Here is a 15528-nt window from a genome sequence, read left to right on the forward strand (position 1 = left end):
CCAACGACATCAATAGATTGCAAGCTGTTACGAATCATGCAAAAGCGCAATTATTATTGACAGAGAAAGGTTATTCATGTCCCTGGATACGACCGCCGAAAACGCCAACACGCTCGCCTATTGCAACGTCTGCGGCACCCAGATGGCCACCACGGCCCAGTCATGCCCGCAATGCGGTGCGCCCAATGCGCTTGCTGCCCAGCAGGTTTCCAGCAAGACTATGGTCGCGGCAGCCCTGCTTTGCTTCTTCCTCGGAGGCCTCGGCATCCATCGCTTCTATGTCGGCAAGATCGGCACCGGCATCCTGATGCTCCTGACCTTTGGCGGCCTCGGCATCTGGACGATCATCGATTTCGTCATGATCATCGTCGGTTCGTTCCGCGACAAGCAGGGCCTGAAGCTCTCCCGTTAGGCTGATCGACATGCAACACGGCTGGAGCTTTTGCGTCCGGTGCGGCGAGAAAATCGCCTTTTCCGCACCGAAATGCCCGCATTGCGGCAGCGTGACCGCACGTGGTCAGGCTGCTCCCGAAAACATCAGCAGCAAGAGCTACGGCACCGCCGTCGCGCTTTGCGGTGTTTTCGGCATTGTCGGCGTGCACCATTTCTACATCGGCAATATCGTGCACGGCTTTATCGATTTCGGTCTGTTTGCAGCGACCGTTTTCTTCTATCTGGCCGGCGCAGCATCTGCCGATGGCAGGTTTCTGGCCATTGCCGGGCTCTGCTTCCTGGCCGATGTGGTGCACACGATTTTCGTGTTCTTCCGCCTGATCGTCGGAAAACAGCATGACGGCGCCGGCAGGCTGATCGCCATACCATCCGGCTGAAAAGCCGTCCGGTTCCCGGCCTTGCGCAAACAGCCCAGGCGGCTGTTTGCGCAAGGCGACTTTCGCCGCACGCGTCAGGTCGGAACGCGTCCGGTCTCTGACACTGTCAATCGGTCAGAGCGACCCGCAGCGGATAGGTTCCGCGATGCGTAAGCGGATCGAGCGGCCCATCGATATGACCGAGCCGGATCAGGTCGTTGCGAAACTGGTAGTCTGCGTAAAAGAAGGCCAGATTTCCCCAGCCGAGGAAATAGCAGAGATCGCCCGGCGTCTCGTCCGAAAATGGCGCAAGGCCGCCTTCATCGAGACGGCGCGGCAAGTGGGCAATCTTCTCATTGTTGGAAAAATCCTCGATCGTCAGTTCCAGCGGCAGCATCGAAACCAGATCGCGGACCGTCGGATTATCGAACAGCGTATACGTCACGGTCTGATCATCGAAGCGGCATTGCAGCTTCAGCGAACCGTCCTGGGCGCGCAGGATCGAAGGCAGCAGAACAGTCGCGGACGCTCCGGCAAGAAAGCTGCGGCGGTTCACAAGGCGGGGTCGTGTCTTCATCACATGGCTCCATTGGTTTGTGTCGAGGCAAGGATTGCGTTGATTTGCGAAAGCGCCGGTCAGGCCCGCTCGCTCTATTAGCAGGAAATACTGAAAATGGCGCATCAAAGACAGGTGAAGCGGCATTCATGAATTTCCTTCATCACCACAATGAAGAGAGCCCGACTAATCCGCGCCGCGACGGGAACCATATAAGCCGGGAAGGAAAACAAACCCGCCAGGAGAACACATTTTGACCCGTGAAATTCCCCAGGAAGGCTCGCATAACGAAATCGCCGATACCGGCCGTCGCACCCTTTTGAAGGCTGCAGGCGCCGGCGCCGTGGCATTCGGAACAACGTCCCTCGTTGCCGCTTCGGCATCCGCCCAGACCACAACAACAGAAACGGACGAGACAATGACGACAGAATGGGACAAGACCTTCCCGAAAAGCGACAAGGTTGACCACGAAAAGGTCACCTTCACCAACCGCTACGGCATCACGCTTGTCGGCGACCTCTACATGCCGAAAGAGCGTGCGGCGGGCAAGCTTCCGGCAATCGCCGTTGCCGGCCCGTTCGGCGCGGTCAAGGAACAGGCTGCCGGTCTTTATGCCCAGACGATGGCCGAACGCGGCTTCGTCACGGTCGCCTTCGACCCGTCCTATGTCGGTGAAAGCGGCGGCGAGCCGCGCAGCGTCGCCTCGCCGGACATCAACACCGAAGATTTCATGGCCGCGATCGATTATCTCGGCCTGAATGACAATGTCGACCGCGAGCGCATCGGCATTATCGGCATTTGCGGCTTCGGCGGCATGGCGCTGAACGCTGTCGCAGCCGACAAGCGCGTCAAGGCCGTCGCCACCACAAGCATGTACGACATGTCGCGCGTGATGGCGAAGGGGTACTATGACGCCCTGACCGACGAACAGCGCGCCGAGGGGCTGCGCCAGATGAGCTATCAGCGCTGGGACGATGCCGAAAGCGGCGAACCGGCGTTGGCCGGCGGCCTGCCTGACAGCCTCGACGGCATCGATGATCCGGTCATCCGCATGTATTACGGCTACTACAAGACCGATCGCGGCTATCACCCCCGTTCGGTCAACTCCAATGCCGGCTGGACCGTGACCAATCCGCTGTCCTTCATGAACATGCCGCTTCTGACCTATGTCGACGAAATCTCGCCGCGTCCGATGCTGGTCATCGCGGGCTCGGAAGCACATTCGCGCTATTTCACCGAGGACGCCTACAAGGCGGCGGCCGAACCGAAGGAAATGATGATCATCGATGGTGCCGACCACGTCGATCTCTACGACCAGACCGACATCATCCCCTTCGACAAGCTGCAGGGCTTCTTCGAACAGCACCTCGCATAACCACAATAAAAATGCCTGCCGGAGCCCCTCCGGCAGGCATTTTCCTTTGACCGTGCTCTGGTCAATACCGCGTCAAACAGCCACCGCCTTTGCCAGCGCCGCCAACGCTTCAACACAGGCAGCAGCCGCTTCGCGGCCCTTGTTGTGACTGTCGTCCGCGCATCGGGCAAAGGCCTGCTCGGCCGTGTAGGTAGTCAGAATGCCGAAAGAGGCAGGCACGCCGGTTTCGAGCGAGACCTGCATCAGCCCGTGGGCGGCAGCTTCCGAAATATATTCGAAATGCGCCGTTTCCCCCTTGATCACCGCGCCGAGGCAGACAACGCCGTCAAACTTGCCGCTCAGCGCCAGTTTTTTCGCCACCAGCGGCGTCTCGAAAGCCCCCGGAACCTCGAAGATATCGGCATCGGCAACCGGTGCGCCGCGTTCCGACAGCTCGGCTTGCGCGCCTTTGAGAAGGCCGCTCGTGACCTTTTCGTTGAAGCGGGAAATGACGATGGCGATACGGTGAGACACAGAGAATTTCCTTTCAGAATCAAAAGTCGGAAGTGATGCTGGCGCGCAGCGCTTACGGCAGGATATGGCCGAATTTTGTGCGCTTTGCTGCCAGGTAGGTTTCGTTGAAGGGGTTTGTTGCCGTGATCAGCGGCACCCGTTTCTCGATGGACAAGCCCGCCCGTTCCAGGGCCTCGGGCTTTTCCGGATTGTTGGACAGCAGCCGCAGGCGCGAGATGCCCAGGCTTTTCAGGATATGGACGGCAGCGTGATAGTCGCGGGCATCGGCCGGCAGGCCAAGCGCCAGATTGGCCGCATGGGTGTCGAGCCCCTTTTCTTCCTGCAGGCCGTAAGCGCGGATCTTGTTGGCAAGGCCGATGCCGCGCCCCTCATGGCCCTTGAGATAGACGATCACGCCGCCCTCTTCGCCGATCATCGCCATGGCCTGATGCAATTGCTCGCCGCAGTCACAGCGAAGCGAGCCGAAAACATCGCCGGTCAGGCATTCGGAATGCACACGCACAAGCGGCGCATTGCCGAGCGGCCCTTTCACCAGCGCCAGATGTTCGGTTCCGTCGATCAGGCTCTTGAACGCATGCGCCTTGAAACCTGCGACGGCCGTGGGCAGTTCTGCCCGGGCAACTTCCTCGACGAGAATTTCGGTCCGCATGCGGTATTCGGCAAGCTCCCGGATGGTCAGGAGCGGCATGTCGTGGGTTTTCGCAAAGGTTTCCAGATCGGGCCGACGCGCCATTTCGCCATCGTCGCGCATCACCTCGCAGATGACGGCTGCCGGATTGAGCCCGGCAAGGCGCGCCAGATCGACCGCCCCTTCGGTATGGCCGTCACGCACCAGCACGCCGCCATCGGCCGCGCGCAGCGGAAACATATGGCCGGGCGAAACGATATCGGACGGCACGGCCTGAGGGTTGGCAGCCGCGGCAATGGTGCGGGCGCGCTCGGCCGCCGAAATGCCGGTTGAAATGCCTTCCGCCGCCTCGATGGAAACGGTGAACGCCGTTTCGTGGCGCGCGCGGTTGTTTTGCACCATTGGCTTGAGGCCCAGCCGGTCGACCTGTTCGCCCGTCAGCGTCAGGCAGATCAGCCCGCGTGCATGTTTCGCCATGAAATTAACGGCCGCCGGCGTGGCGAAATCGGCAGCGACTACGACATCGCCCTCATTCTCGCGGGTTTCGTCATCGACCAGCAGCACCATGCCGCCGGCTTTCAGTGCAGCAAGGGCCTTTTCCACCGAAGAGGCGGTCAGATTGCGTTCCATCTTGGTCATTCTTGTTCTCCGGGCGGAAAGATCGCCTCGTTCAGGTCGTCAAATTCGTTGGCGCGGCGGAAGATGCGAACCCGGTCGGGGTCGCCTTTGCGGATATGGACATGCTCGTCCCACAGCCCGTTTTCCAGCACCGAGGAGGTCAGCGAGGGGCCGGCTTCGACCAGCACTTCCAGCACACCGCGTTCGCCGAGCATCTGCAGACTGTCCGTCAGATTTTCGGATATGACGACGGAAAAGCCGCGCGCTTCAGCCGCCGCGATATAGTCCGCAGGAACCCTTCCCCGCCGGTCGAGGATCGCCAGTACACGCTGCTTGCCGGCAAAATCGGGAACCCGCCGCACCGTCATTTCGGGACGATCGGCAAGGATCGTGCCGGAACCGGTCAGGATCGCATCGGCGCGGCGGCGCAGGCGATGGGCAAGCGTCAGGGATGCGGGCGAGGTAAAGGTTTTGGCACCGGCAGGCGGCACCATATTGCCATCGGCATCGACCGCCTGCTTGACCGTGACCCAGGGCAGCCCCGTGACCGTCTGCTTTGCAAAGGGCGCGATCAACCGGGATGACAGAAGCGCCAGCTGCCGGGCCCGCTCATCGGCCATCGCACCGGCAAAGGTGACGGAAAGCCCGGCGGCGGCAAGCCGGGCTGCACCGCCGCCCGTCACCCCGGGATTGGGATCGGGGGCGCCGATGACCACGCGCCGGGCCGGTGTTGCCAGGATGGCATCGGCACAGGGCGGCGTGCGGCCGTGATGATTGCAGGGCTCAAGCGTGACGACAACGGTGTGAACCCGACTGACAAGACCCGCCGCGCGCGCTTCGGCAATGGCCGCGGCCTCCGCATGCGGGGCTCCGGCCTTGCGGTGATACCCTTCGGCAAGCACCACGCCGGCGGCATCAAGCAGCACGCAGCCAACGGGCGGATTGGGCGATGTTGCGCCGGCAAACCGCGCGGCACCCTCAATGGCGCGCGCAAGCGCGGCCGTCACGACGGCGGCATTCAGATTTTCTGCGGCGGGGTATATGCCCATGCTTTCGCCTCATCATTCGACAAAGACGCCATGCAGGGCAAAAAGCGGGGAAAAACACGCATTGCGCCCACAATATGGGATACAATGCGCACCTTGGCACACGCTGTTCTCTTCCATCCGGACTTTAACCGTCGGCTCCGGAATCACACCGGATCTGCTGACCTTCGATTATCAGGAGTTTTCCCTGAAATCGAAGCGCTCGCGGGCTGATGCTCGAAAAGAGCAATTACCGCCGGTGGGGAATTGCACCCCGCCCTGAGAACGTCGCCGACCGGACTTCCGGCCGACGCCAATAAACTTAGACATGCGATTTAAATTTGACAAGCGTGAATTTGTGAACAGCCCGTCACGCCCGAAACCCGGCCCGCCAATGCGGCCACACGCCGGCACGACGCAAGACAAACGGTCGACACGACGCAGTTGTTCGCTCCGGCAGCGCGAAAGCCTGCTGACGCCAGCCTTCACCTTGCCGGAGCGGTCATCCTCAGTGGCTGAGCGCGGCGACGATGCCGCGCAGTTCGGCAAGCCCCTTCAGGCGGCCGATCGCCGGGTAACCCGGCTGAGCCTTGCGGTTCTGGTCATCGAGAATGTCGAGACCGTGATCCGGGCGGAAGGGAATGTTCCAGTCGGCCCGGCCCGCTTCGCGACGCCGCTTTTCCTCTGCAAGCGCTGCAGCCACGAGTGTTACCATATCGGTATCGCCGCCGAGATGTTCCGACTCGTAGAACGATCCCTTGATGTCTCCGGTCTCGCGGTGAACGTTGCGCAGATGCAGGAAATGCACGCGATCGCCAAGCCGCTCCATCATGCCCGGCAGGTCGTTGTCCGGGCGCGCGCCGAGTGAACCGGAGCAGAGCGTAATCCCGTTTGCGGGCGTGTCGACTGCGTCCATCATCATCTTGTAGTCGGCTTCCGTCGACATCACGCGCGGCAGGCCGAGAAGGCCGAAGGGTGGATCATCGGGATGGCAGCAAAGCCTGAGACCGAGCTTTTCGGCAACGGGCGCAACCTCCTCGAGAAAGGCGGTGAAATTGGCGCGCAGCCCGTCCGGCGACATCGCGGCATATTCGCCAAGATGATGGCGCACATCTTCCAGCGTGAAGCTTTCGGCAGCCCCGGGCAGGCCGAAAACAATGTTTCTGGCAAGCAACTGCTTGCGCGCATCGTCCATATCGGCAAAACGGCGCGCCGCCTCATCGCGGATTGCTTCGGGAAAATCCTCGGCCGCGCCCTTGCGCTCAAGAACATGGATATCGAAAGCGGCAAAATCGGCATAGTCGAAGCGCATGCAGGTTGCACCCGACGGCAGGCGCCAGGCGAGATCGGTCCGGGTCCAGTCGAGCACCGGCATGAAATTGTAGCAGATCGTTTCGATCCCCGCGCGGCTGAGATTTGCGAGGCTGACCTTGTAGTTTTCGAGATGCGCGCGCCAGTCGCCCTTCTGCTTCTTGATATCTTCCGAAACAGGCAGGCTTTCGACCACTTCCCATTTAAGACCCGAAGGGGTGCCGTCGGCCATGACCGCCAGCTCCTGCTGCCGTTTGGCGATCTCTTCCGGCGTCCAGACCGCGCCTGTGGCCACGTGGTGAAGTGCGGTCACCACACCCTCCACGCCCGCCTGCAGCATGTCATCGACGGATACCCGGTCCAAAGGACCGAACCAGCGCCAAGTCTGCCTCATCATTCTCTCCCTGAGCATATGCGTTATCGCGGGCAAACCTAAGCGAGAAGGTTCGCCCTGTCATACGAAATCACTAGCACCAAATTAGATTGTTGACTAGTATGGAAGTATGGTGCAGACTGAAATTTATCGGGAGGTTCAGACATGTTGCCAGAGACAATAGCCACCAGCATCGCACCGGGCGCACCGGTCGGATCGCAGCTGCACGGCATTCTGCGCGACCTGATCATCCATAATGAACTGCCGCCGGGTTCCCGGCTTTCGGAATCGGAACTGGCAGCACGGTTCGCCGTCAGCCGCCAGCCCGTGCGCGAGGCCTTCATCAAGCTTTCCGAAGAGGGGCTGCTTGAGGTCCGCCCGCAACGCGGCACTTTCGTGCGCCGCATTTCGCAGGCCGCCGTCATGGACGCCCGCTTTGTACGTGAGGCAATCGAGGCGGATATCGTCAAGCTTCTCGCCGCCGATCCCGATACCGGACTGGTGGATGAATTGCGGCGGCAGCTTAAGGAACAGAGCGAAGCGGCAACCCGGGATGCCAGCCGGTTCATCCAGCTCGACGAACTGTTTCACAAGACCCTTGCCGATGCCGCGGGCAAGGCAAGGGCCTGGGCGCTCATAGAGGGCCTGAAGGTGCAGATGGACCGGGTGCGTTATCTGAGCCTTCTGCGCTTTCCGATGGTCAAGCTGACCGCCCAGCACAAAGCCATTGTCGACGCCATCGGCGCCGGCGATCCACAGGCCGCCGAACGTGCCGTTCGCGGACATTTGCAGGAGATCCTGAGCGATCTTCCCGCCATCTTTGAGGAAAAGCCTGAATTTTTCGAAGCTCCGGGGCGTCAGGCCGCCCCGAACTCCAACGTCTGATAGGGAGGACGACATGATACATTTTACCAAACTGGGCAGCATTGCACTGGCCAGCCTTGCCGCCAGCCTTCTCGCCGGTTCTGCGCTGGCCGCCGACTATACGCTGAACGTCAATACGGCGCTGGCCACCAATGACCCGCTCTACAAGGGTCTCGAAGCTTTCCGCGACAATGTCGCCGAAGCCTCCGACGGCGCGCTCGAAGTGCGGCTGTTTCCGAATTCCCAGCTCGGCCCCGATGAGGACGTGCTCGAGCAGGCCCGCGCCGGCGCTCCCGTTGCCGTTGTCGTCGACGGCGGACGCCTTGCCGTTTTCGTGAATGAGTTCGGCGTGCTCGGCGCGCCCTATCTCGCCAACGGCTATGAGGGCATCCGCAAGGTTGTCACGTCCGATCTTTTCGACGAGTGGGCCGAAAAGCTGCATGACGATGCCGGCCTCGATGTGCTGAGCTTCAACTGGTGGCAGGGTGAACGCCACCTTCTGACCAATGTGGAAATCACCGGTCCGGAAGACCTTTCGGGCATCCGCATGCGCACGCCGGGCGCACCGGTATGGACCGGCACGATCGAGGCCATGGGCGCAACCCCGACGCCGCTGCCCTGGGGCGAGGTCTATTCCGGCCTGTCCTCCAAGGTCATCGACGGCGCCGAAGCCCAGCTTCCCGCCGTTGTCGGCGCCAAGCTCGATGAGGTCATCACCTATGTGACCAAGACCGGCCACATCAACCTGATCACCGGCCTGATCACCTCGGCGGCATGGGTCGACTCGCTTCCCGAAGACCTGCAGACCGTTCTGCACGAAGAAGCGCTGAAGGCTGGCGACATCGCCTCCTATGGCACGCAGGACGCGCTTGAAAGCCTCGAGGCACAGCTGGTCGAAAGCGGCGTCACCGTCAACGAAATCGACGTGACACCGTTCCGCGAAGCAACCGCCGTCGTTTACGACGACCTCGGCTATGGCGACCTGCGCGACCAGCTTCAGGCGATTGCAGCCGAATAAGGATCGCGGCTGAAATATCGCATCCAATCAGACGGGCCGTGCTGTCAGCGATGGCACGGCCCGTCGAAAGCAAACAGATTTCCGACGTTTTCGGAGACATCGGGCGCCGGAAGCAGAACAAAAACAGCGTTGACGAACATTTACCGACCCGCTTTTGGCGCAATGCTCGTCAAACATATCCGGAGGGGGCACCATGCCCGGTTTCCTCGCTAAGATCGAATACGTGGCAGGCGCAACCCTGCTCGCCGTCATCACCATGCTTGTGTTTATCGCCGCCACCATGCGGTTTTTCGGCCATCCGCTGATCTGGTCGGTCGACCTGGCACAGCTTCTGTTCATCTGGCTCTGTTTCATCGGCGCCGCCCGCGCCCTGCGCGAACGTGGCCATCTGGGGGTCGACTATCTGGTGCGTCCGCTGCCCTTCCGCTACCGGCTGTGGCTGGAAACGGTGCTGGCTGCCATTTTCATCGGATTCCTGATGCTTCTGGCAGTCGAGGGTTACGATCTGACCATGCTCAACAAGGAGCGTCAGTTCGGCGATTCCGGCCTGTCCTATGCCTGGGTCACCATCGCGGTTCCGGCCGGCTGCGTCATGCTGTCGGTCTCCATCCTCGGCAATCTCGTTCAGGCCTGGCGCCACGCAAAGCAGGAGCAGTTCTTCATCTTTGCCCGCAAGCCGAGCGAGGATGAGCCGGTCATCGAAACCAGCGCGGCGGAGTAAACATCATGGCCCTTATCGGTATCGTATTTTTCGCGCTGATGCTGGTCGGTGCTCCGATTGCCTTTGCGATCGGCATTTCCGGGTTCACGTTTTTCCTGACCTCCGATGTCATGCCGGTGTCGATCGGCGTTCAGAAGATCGCAACGGTCTCGCAGAGCTTTCCGCTTCTGGCCGTCCCCTTCTTCGTTCTGGCCGGACATCTGATGAACGAAAGCGGCATCACCGACCGGCTGTTCCGCTTTTCCAAGGTGGCGGTCGGCTGGATGGCCGGCGGTCTCGCCCAGGTCTCCATCATTCTGTCGACCCTGATGGGCGGCGTTTCGGGCTCGGCCGTGGCCGACGCGGCGATGGAAGCCCGTGTCCTCGGCCCGCAGATGATTTCGAATGGCTATTCCAAGGGCTATTCGGCCGCCGTCATCGCCCTGTCGTCGCTGATCACATCGACCATTCCGCCGTCGATCGGGCTCATTCTTTACGGTTATGTCGGTCAGGTTTCGATTGGCCGGCTGTTCATGGCGGGCATCATTCCCGGCATCCTGATGATGGCCTTCCTGATGGTCGCCGCATGGCTGATCGCCCGCAAACGCGGTTACGTCATGAAGGAAATGAAAAAGCCGACGGCCGGTGAACTCGGTTCGGCGGCGTGGGGCGCAAAATGGGCGCTGCTCTTCCCCGTCCTGCTGATCGGCTCCATCCGCGGCGGCCTGTTCACACCCTCGGAAGTCGGCGCCTTCGCCGTCGTCTATGCCATCCTGGTGGGACGTTTCGCCCATGGCGACATGACGTTCGAGGCAATCAAGCGCGCCTTCGGCCATGCGCTTTCCGATATCGGCCTGATCATGCTGATCATCCTGATGTCGGGCATGATCGGGTTTGCCATCATCTTCCTGCAGGTGCCGCAGCATGTTGCCGGTTTCATGCTGGAAAGCCTGGCCAATCCGGTGCTGATCGTTGCCGTGATCCTGATCGGCCTGTTCATCGCCGGGCTGTTTTTCGAAAGCACGATCCTGGTGCTGCTGCTGACGCCGATCCTCGTTCCGGTTGTGGTCAAGGCGGGCGTTGACCCGGTTCACTTCGGCATCCTGATGATGACCATCGTTACCTTCGGCTCGATGACGCCACCCGTCGGGGTCGCCATGTTCACGGTCTGCAGCCTGCTCGACACGCCGGTGGAGGAATATGTGAAGGAGGCAATGCCCTTCATCGCTGCCATCCTCGCGCTTGTCGCCCTGCTGCTGTTCGTGCCCGGTATCGTCCTGTTCCTCCCGAACCTCTTGTATGGCGGTTAGAGCGTTTCAGACTGAAATGGAAGCGTTCTGCGGCAAGGAATTTGCGCCAGAACCAAGGGCTTTGGCGCAGGGCATAGCCGAAGCTATGTCCAAGCCGAAGACCGCCGGTAATGGCGCAAATTCATGCCGCCCTTCGGGTTTGCCGAAACCGGCCCTCCACTTTGTCGAAGCCCTTCGCCATAGCTATGGCTATGCCGCGCGGGCTTCTTCGCGTGGAATGACCGGTTTGGGCAAACAGAACTGTTTCCATTTCAGTCTGAAACGCTCTAGCAAACCCGCCTTTTGAGGAACGCCTCTGGCCGCACCGCAAATGGTGCGGCCTTTTTTTGTCCCGGCCCTACACCGTCTCCGGCCGGATAACCCAGGTTCTGTCATCGGCGGGCCGGAACTGGGGAATATGGGCGAGTGCGTGGACAAGAGCTGCATCATCCCCCAGCACGCCCTCCCATTCCCGCGCTTCCGTCAGGATAACGCCAAGGCCGACGACCTCGCCGCCGGCCTGACGCACCAGTTCGGCCGACCCCTTGAGGCTTGAGCCCGAGGCCACGACATCGTCGACGACGACAACCCGCCGCCCCTTGAGCAGCGGCACCGCGCGCGCATCCAGAAGCAGCCGCTGCGCGCCTTTTGACGTGATCGAGGTGATTTTCTGCTCGAGCGCCGATCCCAGATGCACCTTGGGCGACTTCTGCAGGATCACGTAGCGGTCGAGGCCCAGCGCCCGCGTAACCTCGATTGCAACCGGAATGCCAAGCGTGGCCGCGCCAACCACGATATCCGGCTTCAGCGGCGCCAGCGCCTCTGCAAGCTTCTCGCCGCAATGCGCCCCGAAACGGACCCCGAGATCGATCACCATCATCAGCGAAATCGCAAGGTCCGGCTTTATGGCAACCAGCGGCAATTCGACCGGAAATCCATCCACCGAAACGGTGTGGTGCTGGCTGGTGACAACGGGCTGGAAAGGATCAGACATCGGGAGCTCCTGCGAATCTGCACAAGCCCCGGCTCACGATCGCCGGCGCTTTACGACGCGGGACAGACGAAAGGTTGCTTGCGCCCGCCATCATAGGACACCGCAAAACCGCCTGCCAACAGAAGATGACTGAGATCGCGGGCATCGGGCAGCGCGACATCGGCCACCACGCGACCGAAATACTTGTCGCCGGCGATCTGCCTGAGTTGCACGGTATCGCCTTCATGGAGGAGTGAAACGACATAATCCCTGGCAATCGATGCCGCCTGCCGCTCTGCATCGCAGGACGACCTGAGCTCCGGCGTATCGACACCGCGTATCCTCACCGAGGTCTCGACGATCTGCCCCGGCCACGGCCGCGCCGCAACGACGATCGTGTCACCGTCGATCACGCGCACAACGTCCGCACGCACCGGCCCCGCGTAAACATCCGCAGCGCGGGCGGCAGGCAGCGAGAGCAGGCAGGCAAACAGGGCCGCCGACAACGGTTTCAAGGCAAAGCGAATCATGAAAAGGAATTTATTCCTCAAAATTGAGGATTACAATAGGAATTATAACCTACATCAGAAATCGATGGCACGGCCCTTGATTTCCCAGTCGCCGTAGCGGGCCGGGTCCAGTCCGCCGCGCCCGCCAATCTCGTTTGCCGGACGGTCAGCGGCTGCGGCAGCCTTGCGGCGCTCTTCGGCCTCGGCAAGGGCGCGCTTGGCAGCCTCCGGCAGATTTGCGCGCCGCTCTTCCTCCGGGTCTGTCGCCGGCAGTTCCGAACCTGCGGTCAAGGCAGCAAGCTGTTCTGCCGAGGGCATGCCGTCTGCCTGGCTTTCCCGGCTTTCGTTATCGGCGGTTTTGTCCGTCCTGTCTTTCTCGCTCATCTCAAAAACTTTCTGCCATACTGCGCGAACCGGGGCGCAGGAATATTGATATATGATCGACTGTGCCCCACTTATAGTCGGATTTCGAGTCCAGCATATAATCGGACTTTGCGTCCAGTATAAGGTCCCATTCGCTTCTGGAGACATCAAGATGAATCTTGTTCGCACTGCCATGCTGATTGCCCTCATGACGGCGCTGTTCATGGCCATCGGCTTCATGATCGGCGGCCGGGCCGGGATGATGATCGCGCTCATGATCGCCGCGGGCATGAACCTGTTTTCCTACTGGAATTCGGACAAGATGGTGCTGCGCATGTACGGGGCGCGGGAGGTCGATGCTGCAAGCGATCCGGAATATTACAACCTCATCCGCGAACTGGCGCACCGCGCCGGCCTGCCGATGCCCAAGGTCTACCTCTACGACAGCCCGCAGCCGAACGCGTTTGCAACCGGCCGCAGTCCGCAAAACGCCGCCGTTGCCGCCTCGACGGGCATCCTGAAAATGCTCTCGCGCGAGGAACTGGCGGGCGTCATGGCCCATGAGCTTGCCCATGTGCAGCACCGTGACACGCTGACCATGACCATCACCGCCACGCTGGCCGGCGCGATTTCCATGCTCGGCAATTTCGCCTTTTTCTTCGGCGGCAACCGCAACAATCCGTTCGGTTTCGTCGGCGTGCTTGTCGCCATGATCGTCGCGCCGCTGGCAGCCGGGCTGGTGCAGATGGCCGTCAGCCGCACACGGGAATATTCGGCCGACAAGCGCGGCGGCGAGGTGTGCGGCAACCCGCTGTGGCTCGCCTCCGCACTGCGCAAGATCGCCCACGGCAATGAAGTCATCCACAATGAACGGGCCGAGCGCAATCCGGCCACGGCGCACATGTTCATCATCAACCCGCTGTCGGGCCAGAACATGGACAATCTGTTTTCCACCCACCCGAATACGGAAAACCGCATTGCCGCCCTTCAGCAACAGGCCGCCCAGATGGGCACGACCTCGACGGCAGCGCCCGGGCCTGCTAAGGCGACCCGCAGATCGCGTTCGGTGCCCGATACCGGCCGCAGCCATGGCGGTGCGCCGCCCTTCAAAGGTCCCTGGTCTTGAATGATGACATGAAACGAACGGGTGAAAAAAAGCCCCGTTCGCAAAATCCCGGCCCCGCGCCCGAGAAAAAGCCGGGCTATGCCCCACGCGCCGCCGCCTCGAAAATCCTCGCCGCCGTTGTCGACCGCAAGACGCCGCTTGACGGCATGCTCGACAGCGAGCACGGCAATGGCGCCTATCGCAGCCTTTCGGCAGCGGATCAGTCGCTCTGCCGCGCGTTGGTGCTGACCTCGCTGCGCCACAAGCCGATGCTCGATGCCGCCATCGCCCGTCTGCTCGAACGGCCGCTGCCCTCCGGTGCGCGCGCGCTGGCCCATGTGCTGACGATTGCCGCCGCACAGATCCTCTATCTCGATATCCCCGATCATTCCGCTGTCGATATCGCGGTCGAACAGGCCGGTGCGGACCCGCGCAACAAACGGTTTGCCGGCCTCGTCAACGCGGTGCTCCGCCGGCTTTCGCGCCGGAAGGACAAGACGCTTGCCGAACTTGAAAACCTGTCACCGATCCCCGACTGGTTCCGCGAACGGCTCGTTGAAATCTATGGCGCGGAAAAGGCCTTCGCCATCGGCCGGGCGCAGCTGACCCCACCCAGTATCGATATTTCGGTCAAATCCGATGCCGAAGGCTGGGCCGAAAAGCTCGGCGGCACGGTGCTTTCGACGGGCACAATCCGCCTCGACAAACCCTCCGGTGCGGTGACCGGCATGGAGGGCTTTGATGCCGGTGAATGGTGGGTGCAGGACGCCGCCGCCGCAATTCCGGCACGGCTTTTCGGCGATCTGACGGGCAAACGCGTCATCGACCTGTGTGCAGCACCGGGCGGCAAGACGGCGCAGCTCATTCTTCAGGGTGGAAATGTGACCGCGCTGGAACGCTCGAAAAGCAGGCTCAGACGCCTTGAGCAGAACCTCGAACGCCTGAAGCTTTCGGCGGAGACCGTCTGCGCCGACATGATGGAATACGCGCCCGAAACGCTTTTCGACGCTGCCCTTGTGGATGCGCCCTGTTCGTCGACGGGCACCGTCCGCCGCCATCCGGACGTGCTCTGGACCAAGGATTTCACCGATATCGAAAAGCTGGCCGATGTGCAGTATGCCATGCTCAACCGTGCACTCGCCATGGTCCGCCCCGGCGGCATCGTGATCTTTTCCAACTGCTCGCTCGACCCGCTGGAAGGCGAGGCCAATGTGACCCGGTTGCTGGCGGAAAGAGAAGATGTCGAACGCGCGGCATTCCCGCCGGAGACCACCGGACCGATCAGTCATCTGCTTAATGCCGACGGCGCGATCCGGACCACGCCTGCCGACATGCTTGACGGCGCGACCGGTCTCGACGGCTTTTATGCAGTGGCGATCCGGAAGCTCTGACACCATTTTCGCGCCAAGTTCTTGAATTAAACGCCGTAATCATGCATTCCCGCATATAAGAAAAACAATATCTGCGCGTTAAGCAGACCTTCAGCCTCTTCGGTTATG

At 61.3% G+C, this 15528-nt stretch carries 17 protein-coding genes and 1 riboswitch; of the genes, 9 read left to right on the plus strand and 8 right to left on the minus strand.

The window, feature by feature from the left end; all coding sequences use genetic code 11:
• Positions 1 to 76 precede the first annotated feature (76 nt).
• Both ACHZCU_RS05030 and ACHZCU_RS05035 read left to right on the plus strand, forming a co-directional pair.
• A complete protein-coding gene (locus tag ACHZCU_RS05030; RefSeq protein ID WP_106303095.1) occupies positions 77 to 412 on the plus strand; it encodes a TM2 domain-containing protein in 336 nt (111 codons plus the stop codon).
• Between the two features lie 10 nt (positions 413 to 422).
• The gene (locus ACHZCU_RS05035) at positions 423 to 830 is read left to right on the plus strand and encodes an NINE protein (protein WP_319517902.1); all 408 of its coding nucleotides are present in this window, start codon (positions 423 to 425) and stop codon (positions 828 to 830) included.
• Between the two features lie 106 nt (positions 831 to 936).
• Here ACHZCU_RS05035 and ACHZCU_RS05040 read toward each other — a convergent pair whose 3' ends face one another.
• A complete protein-coding gene (locus ACHZCU_RS05040) occupies positions 937 to 1386 on the minus strand; it encodes a cyclophilin-like fold protein (RefSeq protein WP_319517903.1) in 450 nt (149 codons plus the stop codon).
• 232 nt (positions 1387 to 1618) lie between these two features.
• Between ACHZCU_RS05040 and ACHZCU_RS05045 the strand changes: the two genes are divergently transcribed.
• Positions 1619 to 2740, plus strand: coding sequence for an alpha/beta hydrolase (locus ACHZCU_RS05045; RefSeq protein WP_319517904.1), 1122 nt, complete (start codon positions 1619 to 1621; stop codon positions 2738 to 2740).
• A 72-nt stretch (positions 2741 to 2812) separates the two neighbouring features.
• Here the strand turns inward: ACHZCU_RS05045 and ribH are convergent, their stop codons facing one another.
• The 4 genes from ribH to uxuA all read right to left on the minus strand — a co-directional run bounded on the left by ribH (position 2813) and on the right by uxuA (position 7229).
• Positions 2813 to 3253, minus strand: a complete 441-nt coding sequence (gene ribH, locus ACHZCU_RS05050) for a 6,7-dimethyl-8-ribityllumazine synthase (protein ID WP_319517905.1) — start codon at positions 3251 to 3253, stop codon at positions 2813 to 2815.
• A 52-nt stretch (positions 3254 to 3305) separates the two neighbouring features.
• On the minus strand, positions 3306 to 4511 hold the full coding sequence (gene ribB / locus ACHZCU_RS05055) for a 3,4-dihydroxy-2-butanone-4-phosphate synthase (protein WP_394706097.1): 1206 nt from the start codon (positions 4509 to 4511) through the stop codon (positions 3306 to 3308).
• A gap of 5 nt (positions 4512 to 4516) precedes the next feature.
• On the minus strand, positions 4517 to 5548 hold the full coding sequence (gene ribD / locus ACHZCU_RS05060) for a bifunctional diaminohydroxyphosphoribosylaminopyrimidine deaminase/5-amino-6-(5-phosphoribosylamino)uracil reductase RibD (RefSeq protein ID WP_319517907.1): 1032 nt from the start codon (positions 5546 to 5548) through the stop codon (positions 4517 to 4519).
• A gap of 101 nt (positions 5549 to 5649) precedes the next feature.
• A riboswitch (FMN riboswitch) is annotated at positions 5650 to 5815 on the minus strand.
• A gap of 217 nt (positions 5816 to 6032) precedes the next feature.
• Complete coding sequence (uxuA, locus tag ACHZCU_RS05065; protein ID WP_319517908.1) at positions 6033 to 7229, minus strand: mannonate dehydratase; 1197 nt, start codon at positions 7227 to 7229, stop codon at positions 6033 to 6035.
• 144 nt (positions 7230 to 7373) lie between these two features.
• Between uxuA and ACHZCU_RS05070 the strand changes: the two genes are divergently transcribed.
• The 4 genes from ACHZCU_RS05070 (at position 7374) to ACHZCU_RS05085 (ending at position 11100) form a co-directional block, all read left to right on the plus strand.
• On the plus strand, positions 7374 to 8093 hold the full coding sequence (locus tag ACHZCU_RS05070; protein ID WP_319517909.1) for a GntR family transcriptional regulator: 720 nt from the start codon (positions 7374 to 7376) through the stop codon (positions 8091 to 8093).
• 13 nt (positions 8094 to 8106) lie between these two features.
• Positions 8107 to 9090 (plus strand): C4-dicarboxylate TRAP transporter substrate-binding protein, encoded by a 984-nt coding sequence (locus ACHZCU_RS05075; RefSeq protein ID WP_319517910.1) that lies wholly within the window; start codon positions 8107 to 8109, stop codon positions 9088 to 9090.
• A gap of 193 nt (positions 9091 to 9283) precedes the next feature.
• Positions 9284 to 9811, plus strand: a complete 528-nt coding sequence (locus tag ACHZCU_RS05080; RefSeq protein ID WP_319517911.1) for a TRAP transporter small permease — start codon at positions 9284 to 9286, stop codon at positions 9809 to 9811.
• Positions 9812 to 9816: 5 nt separating this feature from the next.
• On the plus strand, positions 9817 to 11100 hold the full coding sequence (locus tag ACHZCU_RS05085) for a TRAP transporter large permease (protein ID WP_319517912.1): 1284 nt from the start codon (positions 9817 to 9819) through the stop codon (positions 11098 to 11100).
• A 337-nt stretch (positions 11101 to 11437) separates the two neighbouring features.
• On the opposite strand, the gene ACHZCU_RS05090 is transcribed toward ACHZCU_RS05085, so the two are convergent.
• From ACHZCU_RS05090 to ACHZCU_RS05100, 3 genes are read right to left on the minus strand one after another with little or no spacing between them, the layout of a single operon-like run.
• The gene (locus tag ACHZCU_RS05090; RefSeq protein ID WP_319517913.1) at positions 11438 to 12073 is read right to left on the minus strand and encodes a phosphoribosyltransferase family protein; all 636 of its coding nucleotides are present in this window, start codon (positions 12071 to 12073) and stop codon (positions 11438 to 11440) included.
• A gap of 50 nt (positions 12074 to 12123) precedes the next feature.
• A complete protein-coding gene (locus tag ACHZCU_RS05095; RefSeq protein WP_319517914.1) occupies positions 12124 to 12582 on the minus strand; it encodes a thermonuclease family protein in 459 nt (152 codons plus the stop codon).
• A gap of 54 nt (positions 12583 to 12636) precedes the next feature.
• On the minus strand, positions 12637 to 12879 hold the full coding sequence (locus tag ACHZCU_RS05100; protein ID WP_394706098.1) for a DUF1674 domain-containing protein: 243 nt from the start codon (positions 12877 to 12879) through the stop codon (positions 12637 to 12639).
• A 217-nt stretch (positions 12880 to 13096) separates the two neighbouring features.
• Here ACHZCU_RS05100 and htpX point away from each other — a divergent pair, with 217 nt between their 5' ends.
• Complete coding sequence (htpX, locus tag ACHZCU_RS05105; protein WP_319517915.1) at positions 13097 to 14050, plus strand: zinc metalloprotease HtpX; 954 nt, start codon at positions 13097 to 13099, stop codon at positions 14048 to 14050.
• An 8-nt stretch (positions 14051 to 14058) separates the two neighbouring features.
• Complete coding sequence (locus tag ACHZCU_RS05110) at positions 14059 to 15420, plus strand: RsmB/NOP family class I SAM-dependent RNA methyltransferase (RefSeq protein WP_319517916.1); 1362 nt, start codon at positions 14059 to 14061, stop codon at positions 15418 to 15420.
• Positions 15421 to 15528 lie beyond the last annotated feature (108 nt).

Origin of the sequence: uncultured Martelella sp. (assembly GCF_963677965.2) — a bacterium.
In the GTDB taxonomy this organism is placed as follows: Bacteria; Pseudomonadota; Alphaproteobacteria; order Rhizobiales; family Rhizobiaceae; genus Martelella; species Martelella mangrovi.

What these genes read in the sequence shown, in the direction of transcription:
- ACHZCU_RS05075 (WP_319517910.1), top strand. Translation starts at nt 8,107, where the DNA reads ATGATACATTTTACCAAACTGGGCAGCATTGCACTGGCCAGCCTTGCC.
- ACHZCU_RS05035 (WP_319517902.1), top strand. Translation starts at nt 423, where the DNA reads ATGCAACACGGCTGGAGCTTTTGCGTCCGGTGCGGCGAGAAAATCGCC.
- ACHZCU_RS05100 (WP_394706098.1), bottom strand. Translation starts at nt 12,879, where the DNA reads ATGCCCTCGGCAGAACAGCTTGCTGCCTTGACCGCAGGTTCGGAACTG.
- ACHZCU_RS05080 (WP_319517911.1), top strand. Translation starts at nt 9,284, where the DNA reads ATGCCCGGTTTCCTCGCTAAGATCGAATACGTGGCAGGCGCAACCCTG.
- htpX (WP_319517915.1), top strand. Translation starts at nt 13,097, where the DNA reads ATGAATCTTGTTCGCACTGCCATGCTGATTGCCCTCATGACGGCGCTG.
- ACHZCU_RS05030 (WP_106303095.1), top strand. Translation starts at nt 77, where the DNA reads ATGTCCCTGGATACGACCGCCGAAAACGCCAACACGCTCGCCTATTGC.
- ribB (WP_394706097.1), bottom strand. Translation starts at nt 4,511, where the DNA reads ATGGAACGCAATCTGACCGCCTCTTCGGTGGAAAAGGCCCTTGCTGCA.
- ACHZCU_RS05090 (WP_319517913.1), bottom strand. Translation starts at nt 12,073, where the DNA reads ATGTCTGATCCTTTCCAGCCCGTTGTCACCAGCCAGCACCACACCGTT.
- ACHZCU_RS05070 (WP_319517909.1), top strand. Translation starts at nt 7,374, where the DNA reads ATGTTGCCAGAGACAATAGCCACCAGCATCGCACCGGGCGCACCGGTC.
- uxuA (WP_319517908.1), bottom strand. Translation starts at nt 7,229, where the DNA reads ATGAGGCAGACTTGGCGCTGGTTCGGTCCTTTGGACCGGGTATCCGTC.
- ACHZCU_RS05040 (WP_319517903.1), bottom strand. Translation starts at nt 1,386, where the DNA reads ATGAAGACACGACCCCGCCTTGTGAACCGCCGCAGCTTTCTTGCCGGA.
- ribD (WP_319517907.1), bottom strand. Translation starts at nt 5,548, where the DNA reads ATGGGCATATACCCCGCCGCAGAAAATCTGAATGCCGCCGTCGTGACG.
- ACHZCU_RS05110 (WP_319517916.1), top strand. Translation starts at nt 14,059, where the DNA reads ATGAAACGAACGGGTGAAAAAAAGCCCCGTTCGCAAAATCCCGGCCCC.
- ACHZCU_RS05095 (WP_319517914.1), bottom strand. Translation starts at nt 12,582, where the DNA reads ATGATTCGCTTTGCCTTGAAACCGTTGTCGGCGGCCCTGTTTGCCTGC.
- ACHZCU_RS05085 (WP_319517912.1), top strand. Translation starts at nt 9,817, where the DNA reads ATGGCCCTTATCGGTATCGTATTTTTCGCGCTGATGCTGGTCGGTGCT.